9 protein-coding genes are annotated in these 8634 nt (G+C 61.7%); all 9 read right to left on the bottom strand.

Annotated features, from left to right (window positions below; all coding sequences use genetic code 11):
* Positions 1 to 790 (bottom strand): FAD-binding protein (locus HQL56_15975; protein MBF0311014.1); only part of this gene is annotated, 790 nt, incomplete at its 3' end.
* A gap of 52 nt (positions 791 to 842) precedes the next feature.
* The gene (gene aprB / locus HQL56_15980; protein MBF0311015.1) at positions 843 to 1274 is read right to left on the bottom strand and encodes an adenylyl-sulfate reductase subunit beta; all 432 of its coding nucleotides are present in this window, start codon (positions 1272 to 1274) and stop codon (positions 843 to 845) included.
* A gap of 62 nt (positions 1275 to 1336) precedes the next feature.
* Positions 1337 to 2557, bottom strand: a complete 1221-nt coding sequence (gene sat / locus HQL56_15985; GenBank protein MBF0311016.1) for a sulfate adenylyltransferase — start codon at positions 2555 to 2557, stop codon at positions 1337 to 1339.
* Between the two features lie 42 nt (positions 2558 to 2599).
* Positions 2600 to 3193 (bottom strand): XTP/dITP diphosphatase, encoded by a 594-nt coding sequence (locus tag HQL56_15990; GenBank protein MBF0311017.1) that lies wholly within the window; start codon positions 3191 to 3193, stop codon positions 2600 to 2602.
* 109 nt (positions 3194 to 3302) lie between these two features.
* Positions 3303 to 4886, bottom strand: coding sequence for a glutamine-hydrolyzing GMP synthase (gene guaA / locus HQL56_15995; GenBank protein ID MBF0311018.1), 1584 nt, complete (start codon positions 4884 to 4886; stop codon positions 3303 to 3305).
* Between the two features lie 7 nt (positions 4887 to 4893).
* The gene (gene guaB / locus HQL56_16000) at positions 4894 to 6357 is read right to left on the bottom strand and encodes an IMP dehydrogenase (GenBank protein ID MBF0311019.1); all 1464 of its coding nucleotides are present in this window, start codon (positions 6355 to 6357) and stop codon (positions 4894 to 4896) included.
* Positions 6354 to 7058 carry an RlmE family RNA methyltransferase gene (locus HQL56_16005; GenBank protein MBF0311020.1) on the bottom strand — a complete coding sequence of 235 codons (705 nt, stop codon included), beginning with the start codon at positions 7056 to 7058 and terminating at the stop codon, positions 6354 to 6356. The genes guaB and HQL56_16005 overlap by 4 nt, the downstream gene beginning before the upstream one ends.
* Positions 7059 to 7080: 22 nt before the next feature.
* A complete protein-coding gene (gene greA, locus HQL56_16010; protein MBF0311021.1) occupies positions 7081 to 7554 on the bottom strand; it encodes a transcription elongation factor GreA in 474 nt (157 codons plus the stop codon).
* A gap of 79 nt (positions 7555 to 7633) precedes the next feature.
* The coding region (locus tag HQL56_16015; protein MBF0311022.1) for an ATP-grasp domain-containing protein at positions 7634 to 8634 on the bottom strand (1001 nt) is incomplete at its 5' end.

The raw sequence follows: 8634 nt of genomic DNA on the forward strand, positions 1-8634 counted from the left end.
GGCCGTAACCGTCCTTGAAGCGGGCGGGCACGAAACGGTTTTCCATCATGGTCAGCTCGGCGCCGGAGAGGGCCGCCATCGCATAGGTCGAACCGGCGTTCCACACGGGATACCAGGTACGACCCAGGCCTTCCGCAACGGAACGGGGACGGAAGACGTTCACCGCTCCGCCAGCCACCAGCAGGATGGCATTGGCGCGATAGACGTAGATCTTGTCCTCACGATTGGAGAAGCCGACCGCACCTGCGATACGATTCTCTTCCTTGGAGTCCAGGATCAACTTCACAATGAAGATACGCTCCTGGATGTTGTCCATGCCAAGAGCCTTCTTGGCGGCTTCGGCCACGATCACCTTGTAGCTCTCGCCGTTGATCATGATCTGCCACTTGCCGGAACGAACCGGCTTGCCGCCTTCCTTGAGGCTCTTGTTCTCGTCGCCGGGCTGCTTCCAGATCGGAAGGCCCCACTCCTCGAACAGATGCACGGAATCGTCCACATGACGACCCACGTCGAAGATGAGGTCATCGCGCACGATGCCCATGAGGTCGTTGGAAACCATCCGCACGTAGTCGGAAGGATCCTGCGGACCCAGGTAGGTATTGATGGCCGACAGACCCATGGCCACGGCGCCGGAGCGCTCCATGGCGGCCTTGTCAACCAACCGGACCTTCATGTCAGGCGTTTTCCAGCGCATGATCTCGAAAGCCGCGCCACACGCCGCCATCCCACCACCGATAATCAGGATGTCGGTATCCACTTCAACGATATCAGGATTTCCAAAGCTGCCCATCGTCTCTCCTCGTCAACAAGTCCTGGTTAAGCCCGTTGCCTGAATGACCAAATTACTTGGGCAGAACCGCCAGCTCGCCCTCGTGAGTGAAAAACCCGGGCTTGCCGATCCGGGACATGTCCGCAGCCGGCTTGCCCGCATAAGGATCGATCGATCCCTCGGGGGTGGTCCGGATGGGGAACTTGAAACGCTTGAGGTTGCCATTGCGGAACTTGATCGTCCACATGATCGAGTCGGAACCGCGCATGGGGATGACCTTGCCATCCATGGGCACGATGTCGGCATAAGCACGTACTTCAATGGCCTGCTGCGGGCAAATCTTCACACAGTTGTAGCATTCCCAGCATTGATCGGGTTCTTGGTTGAATCCCTTCATCCGCTCCTTGTCCAGCTTCATGATGTCGCTGGGACAAATGTACATACACGCCGTCCGGTCCTGCCCCTTGCAACCATCACACTTCTCCGCCATCACAAAACTCGGCATGACACCTTCTCCTCATTGGCTTGGCTTCAAACAGTTTTCACTAACGACATCGCCCTTGCGGCTCAAACGCCCGTCGCCGCCTTATGCATCTTGATTTCCACCTTTTCCCCATCCTTGAGGGACGCATAATACTCCTGCAGAATGGCGATAACCTCCGGACGACTGAACTCCGCCGGGGGCTGCTCCCCATCCGAAAGCAGCTTGCGCAGCTTGGTGCCCGACAGAAGCAGCCGGTCTTCCTTGCCGTGAGGGCAGGTCTTCATCGAAGCCATGCCCGCGCACTTGTAGCAATAGAAAGTCCAGTCGATCTTCAGGGGCCGGGTGCGCAAGGCCTCTTCACTGACCTGATCGAAAATGTACTGGGCATCGAACGGGCCGTAGTAGTCGCCGACACCGGCGTGGTCCCGCCCGACGATGAGATGGGAGCAACCGTAGTTCTGCCGGAAGACCGCGTGCAGCAGGGCCTCCTTGGGACCGGCATAACGCATCTCCATGGGATAACCGGCCTGAATCACCGTATCCTTGGCGAAGTACTTCTCCAACAGCACGTCGATGGCCTTGGCCCGCACCTCGGCGGGGATGTCGCCCGCCTTGAGCTTGCCCAGGATCTGGTGAATCAAGACGCCGTCCAGAACCTCGATGGCCACTTTGGCCAGATATTCGTGGGAACGGTGCATCGGGTTGCGGGTTTGGAACGCCGCCACCTTGTGCCACTTCTTCTCTTCGAAAATGGCGCGGGTCTCCGCCGGGGTCTTGTAGATGTCGGGATACTTGAGGGGAAACTCGCCTTCCGACAGAACCTGAACCGGGCCCGCCAGATTGATGGCCCCCTGGTTCATCACCTTCTGCACACCGGGATGTTCCATGTCGTCGGTCTGGAAGATGCACCGACACTCATGCTGCTTGTCGATGGAATACTTCTCCTGGACCGTGAGAATGGCCATGGTCTCGCCGGTCTCTTCATCCACCAGAGCCACTTCCTGCCCCAGACGGATCCGTTCGGCGACCGTCTCGCTGGTGGACAAGGTGATGGGGATGGGCCAGAAAAGACCGTTGGCCGTATGGGTGGTGTCGCAGACACTCTGCCAATCAGCCTTGCCCATGAAACCATCCAGGGGGGTGAAGGCGCCGATACCCAGCATGATCAGGTCACAGCTCTCCCGCGAGGTGATGGAAACCTGCTCCATCGTGGTAGCCCGCTCCTGTGCCTCTTTCAGCGCAACGCCCTTCAACAGCAGGGGCTTCAGACTACCCCCCCCATGAGGTGGTACCAATCTTGACATGGGCAGCTCCTCGCGATCCGACTAGGAATGAATGAGCGAAACTTAAACCAACCATCGATCCAATGCAGCCACCCACGAGGCCAACGCCCGGCCCCGGTGGCTCATGGCATCCTTCTCCCGGCCTTCCATCTCGGCAAAGGTTCGCTTCTCGCCTTCCGGAAAAAAGACCGGGTCGTAGCCGAAACCATTTGTCCCCGTCACGGTATAACCTATCCGCCCCGAGACCGTCCCCTCGAAAATCTCGACCCGACCATCCGGTCCGGCCATGGCCAGCACACAGACAAACCGGGCCTGCCGTGCGGACTCCTCAACCCCGGCCAACTCCTCCAGAAGTCGGGCGACATTCTCACTGTCCGTAGCCCCAACCCGTGCGTATCGGGCGGAATGGACACCGGGGCGGCCAGCCAAGGCCTCCACCTCCAGACCGGAGTCGTCCGCCAACGCCGCGCAACCCGTGAACCGGGCCACTGCCACGGCCTTTTTAATGGCATTTTCCCGGAAGGTCTGTCCATCTTCCACCACATCCGGACAGTCCGGGTAGGCGTCCAGCGTGACCAGCTCCAAGGATCTGCCCAAGGCTGCCCGTTGCAGTTCCTCGACTTTTTTGCGGTTGCGCGTCGCCAAAACGATTTTCAAGAGCCGGCACCTGTTTCATGAAATCCTAATAGACGCATGGTGCCTGCCTTTGAAGCGGCTGTCAAGCAACGGTGGGCACACAAAAATTTTTTATGGCTAGCAGACGCTCCTATTCCCACTCGATGGTGCCCGGCGGCTTGGACGTCACGTCGTAGACCACCCGGTTGATTCCGGATATCTCATTGATTATCCTGTTGGAAACTCGACCGAGCAACTCGTGGGGCAAGGGGTACCACCAGGCGGTCATGAAATCCCGGGTCTCCACCGCGCGCAAGGCCACGACATACTCGTAGGTCCGGTTGTCACCCATGACCCCCACGCTCTTCACCGGCAGGAAGACCGCAAAGGCCTGACCGATGCGATCATAGAGTCCCGCCGCACGCAACTCCTGAATGAAAATGGCGTCGGCCCGACGCAGCAGGTCGGCGTACTCCTTGCGAATCTCCCCCAGAATACGCACGCCCAGCCCCGGTCCGGGGAAGGGGTGCCGCCCGATCAACTCTTCGGGCAAACCCAGATCCCGCCCCACCCGCCGCACTTCGTCCTTGAACAGCTCCCGCAGGGGTTCCAGAAGCTTCAAGCCCATGCGTTCCGGCAAACCGCCGACGTTATGGTGCGACTTGATGGCCGTGGCCACACCTGACTTGGCCCCCGCCGATTCGATCACATCGGGGTAGATGGTCCCCTGCCCCAGCCAGCGGGCATCGGTAAGGCGACCGGCCTCCTCCTCGAAGACCTCGATGAAGGTGTGCCCGATGATACGACGTTTCTTCTCCGGATCGCTCACTCCCGCCAGTCGGGAGAGAAAACGCTCCTCCGCATCCACCCGCACGATGCGCACCCCCATGTGGCGGGCAAAGGTCTCCATGACCTGATCACCCTCGTCAAGGCGCAGCAACCCGTTGTCCACGAAGACACAGGTCAACTGATCCCCTATGGCGCGATGCACCAGGGCCGCGACCACGGAGGAGTCCACCCCCCCGGAAAGCCCCAGAACCACCTGATCCGAACCCACCTGCTGGCGGATGTTGCCCACGGCGTAATCGATGAACGCCGCCGAGGTCCAACGCCCCTGGCAACCGCACACCTTCTGCAGCAGGTCTTCCACAATCAGATGGCCCCGGGGGGTATGACTCACCTCGGGGTGAAACTGCACGCCATAGAGTTTGCGACTGTCGTCGGCCATCACCGCCACCGGGGCATTGTCGCTGCGGGCCACCGTGCGGAAACCGGCGGGCAGGCTCTCCACCCGATCCCCGTGGCTCATCCAGACATCCGCGTCCCCTTCGGCGAAAAAGCGTCCGAATAGCGGCCCGCCATCCTCCAGCGCCACCACTCGTGCGGGACCATATTCCCGGTGTGCCGACGGCTCCACCCGACCGCCCAGCAGGTGGGCCATCAACTGCAAGCCGTAGCAGATGCCCAGAACCGGAACACCCATCCCGAACAAGGCCGGGTCCACACGGGGAGCGTTCTCTTCGTAAACCGAGCGGTGTCCACCGGAAAGAATGATCCCGGTGGGCCGGAAGGCTTCGATCTCCGCCTGGGAGAGACTCCAGGGATGGATCTCCGAATAGACCCGCGCCTCCCGCACCCGGCGGGCGATCAACTGGGTGTACTGGGAGCCGAAATCGAGGATCAGGATGCGTTCCGCGTGAATGGCGCCGTCGTCGCGCCAGGAGGATTGATTCATGAGAGGTTCAGTCCAGGCTGTAGTTCGGCGTTTCCCGGGTCACCACCACGTTGTGGACGTGGGACTCCTTGAGCCCGGCATTGGTAATCTGCACAAACTGGGGTTTGCTGCGCAGACAGGCGATGTCGGAGCAGCCGGTGTAACCCATGGCTGCCCGCAAACCGCCCGTCAACTGGTGCAGGATGTTGTGCAACGGTCCCTTGTAAGGCACCCGCCCTTCCACGCCCTCCGGCACCAGTTTGGAGGTCTCCACCTCGTCCTGGAAGTAGCGCTCTTTGGAGCCTCGGGTCATGGCCCCCAGGGAACCCATGCCGCGATAGGTCTTGTAGGTGCGTCCCTGGAAGATGAAGACCTCGCCGGGGGCCTCGTCGGTTCCGGCGAACATGGACCCCATCATCACCGTGGAGGCTCCGGCGGCAATGGCCTTGGCCACATCCCCGGAATACTTGATGCCGCCGTCGGCCACGATGGGCACATCGGCGGAATCGGCTTCTTCCGCGCAATCGGAGATGGCGGTTACCTGCGGCACCCCCACCCCGGCCACGATACGGGTGGTGCAGATCGAGCCGGGTCCGATGCCCACTTTGACGGCGTCCGCTCCGGCGCGAATCAGGTCACGGGTCGCTCCGGCCGTCGCCACATTGCCGGCAATGACCTGGGTTTCCGGATGTTTGTCCTTGATCCAGGCCACCATTTTCAGAACGCCTTCGGAATGGCCATGGGCGGTATCCACCACCAGCACGTCGACCCCCGCCTCCGCCAGGGCCACCACGCGCCGGCGATCCTCCGCGGTCACGCCGACGGCGGCGCCGACCCGAAGACGACCCGTCTCGTCCTTGCTGGAGTCGGGATAGGTGTGGGCTTTTTCGATATCCTTGACGGTGATCAGTCCCACGCAACGGAACTGTTTGTCCACAACCAGGAGCTTTTCGATGCGATGCTGATGCAGGAGGCGCTTGGCCTCCGCCATATCGACCCCCTCCTCCACCGTGACCAGCTTCTCCCGTGGGGTCATCAATTCGTTCACCAGCAGGGTCATATCCGTGGCGAAACGCACGTCCCGATGGGTGAGAATGCCCACCAGCAATCCGTCCTCCTTGGTGACGGGAATGCCCGATATGCCGTTCTCCCGCATCAGAACGATGGCCTCGTGCAGGGAGTTCTGCGGACGCACCGTCACCGGATCGACCACCAGCCCGGCCTCGAAGCGCTTGACCACGCGCACATGATTGGCCTGCTCCTTGACCGAAAGGTTCTTGTGGATGATGCCGATTCCTCCGGCCTGGGCCATGGCGATGGCGGTCCGGGCTTCGGTGACGGTATCCATGGCCGCCGACAGCAAGGGGATGTTCAGGATGATGTTCCGGGTCAACCGGCTTTGCAGGGAGACATCCTTCGGCAACACCACGGAGTGGGCGGGAACCAGCAGCACGTCGTCGAAGGTCAGGGCCTGTTTCAAAATCCGCATCATTCGTCCTCCGCCGCCAAGGAAGGGGCAGCTCTCCGGTCACCGCGAAAACCGGTGCCGATCAGATAATATTCGGGGCTGCGACCCCGGCTGGCAGGCGGTTTGGCCACCTTGACGGCAGCGAAACACTCCCTGGCCTGACGGGTCAACTCCTGTCCCCCCGGTCCCTGAAAAAGCTTGATCACCAGACTGCCCCCCGGACGCAACACCTGGTGGGCAAAAGAGAAGGCCACCTCCGCCAACGACTCCTCCCGGGCCTGATCCGCCGCCCGGATACCCGTCATATTGGGAGCCATATCGGAAAGGACCACATCGGCGAGCTGGCGTCCCGGAGAGTCCGCCTCGAAAGAGGCCAGCTCATCCAGCACCGCCTGCAGCATCGCCGTTTCCAGAAAATCGCCCTGCAGCACTACAGCCCCGGCAACGGGGTCCATGGGAAGCAGATCCACCGCCACCACCCGACAGCCGGCGCGGCAGGCCACCTGAGTCCAGCCGCCGGGGGCCGCTCCCAGGTCCACGAGGCGCATACCCGTTCCCAGCAATCCGCAACCGCCGCGCCAGCCTCTGACCAGCTCCTGCAATTCCAGCAACTTGAAAGCCGCCCTCGACCGATACCCCTCTTCCCGCGCCAGACGGACAAACGGATCCTGCAGGTGTTCCTGCATCCAGCGGGTACTGCTCGGGGTACGGGTAGAACGGGCCATGAGGTGGGGCGGAACTCCCGTGTCAATAACTCAGATTCACCAACTCGTAGCGACGCATCCCACCCGGAGCCTTGACATCCACCGTGTCGCCCTCTTCCTTGCCCAACAGCGCCCGGGCCAGCGGGGAGGAGATGGAGATCTTGCCCAGGTGGGGGTCCGCCTCTTCGACGCCGACGATCTGGTAGTTCACCTCTTCCCCCGACTCGTCATCCTCCAGCACCACCTTGGCGCCGAAGACCACCTTGCGGGAGGTCAGTCGGCTGGTGTCGATCACCTCGGCGTTGGACAGCTGCGTCTCCAGCTCCTGGATGCGCCCCTCGTTGAAGGACTGCTGCTCCTTGGCCGCGTGATACTCGGCGTTCTCCGAGAGGTCGCCGTGTTCGCGAGCCACGGAAATCGCTTCCACGATGCGGGCCCGTTCCGTCGTCTTGCGACGCTTCAACTCGGCCTTCAATCGCTCCGCCCCTTCCAACGTCATGGGAACTTTCTGTGACATGGCGCCCCGCCTATACTCTCGACTGCCAATGAAATCCGGAAGAACCGGCTACGATGCCCCTGGGTGAAACGTTCCGCCCTTAATAGTAGTCCTGCAGGGCCTTGCAATGAAAGCGCGTGGCAGCCGGAACCGTCATGGCCTCAACCGCCGCCTTCATGCCCTCGACCGTGGTGAAGTAGGGTATGCCCATCATAAGGGCAGTACGCCGGATCGGAAAGGAATCCACTTGGGCTTTTTTGTCCCGGGTGGTATTGAAGACCAGGGCGATTTCCCGATTTTTCATGGCATCCACGATATGGGGCCGGGGCTGAGTCACCTTACGCACCCGATCCACCGGAATGCCCTGGGATTCCAGATAGAGGGCGGTACCCTCCGTGGCGCAGATGCGAATGCCCATCTCAAGAAGCCGCCGCGCCGGTTCCACCACCAGAGCTTTGTCCTCATCCTTCACGGAAATCAAGGCCTTTTGTTCCACGTTCCATTTTCCCGGAACGGGCAGCAGGGTTCCCGCACCGTCCTGAGCCTTGACGAAGGCCACCGGGAACGAGTCGGCCAGTCCCATGACCTCCCCGGTCGATTTCATCTCGGGCCCCAGAACCGTGTCCACACCCGGGAACTTCTCGAAGGGGAAGACCGCCTCCTTCACCGCGATGTGTTTGGGTTGGGGCCGGGCCCGAGGACCGGTGTCGCTCAACATCTCCCCCGCCATGAGACGGGCGGCGATCTTGGCGAAGGGCACCCCCGTGGCCTTGGCCACGAAAGGCACCGTGCGCGAGGCCCGCGGGTTGACCTCCAGGATGAAGATGTCCTGGCCCTGAACGGCGAACTGCACGTTCATCAACCCCTTGACCCCCAACGCCAGGGCCATGAGGATGGTTTGCCGCTCGATCTCCGCCACCACCTCGGGAGAGATGGAATAGGGCGGCAGGGAACAGGCCGAATCCCCGCTGTGAACACCCGCCTCCTCGATATGTTCCATGATCCCGGCCACCACGGCTTCCCTGCCGTCGGCCACGCAGTCGACATCGACCTCGATGGCCCGCCTCAGGAAGTGGTCGATCAGCACGGGATGGTCCGGGC

It is taken from the genome of Magnetococcales bacterium (assembly GCA_015231925.1).
Classification (GTDB): Bacteria; Pseudomonadota; Magnetococcia; order Magnetococcales; family JADGAQ01; genus JADGAQ01.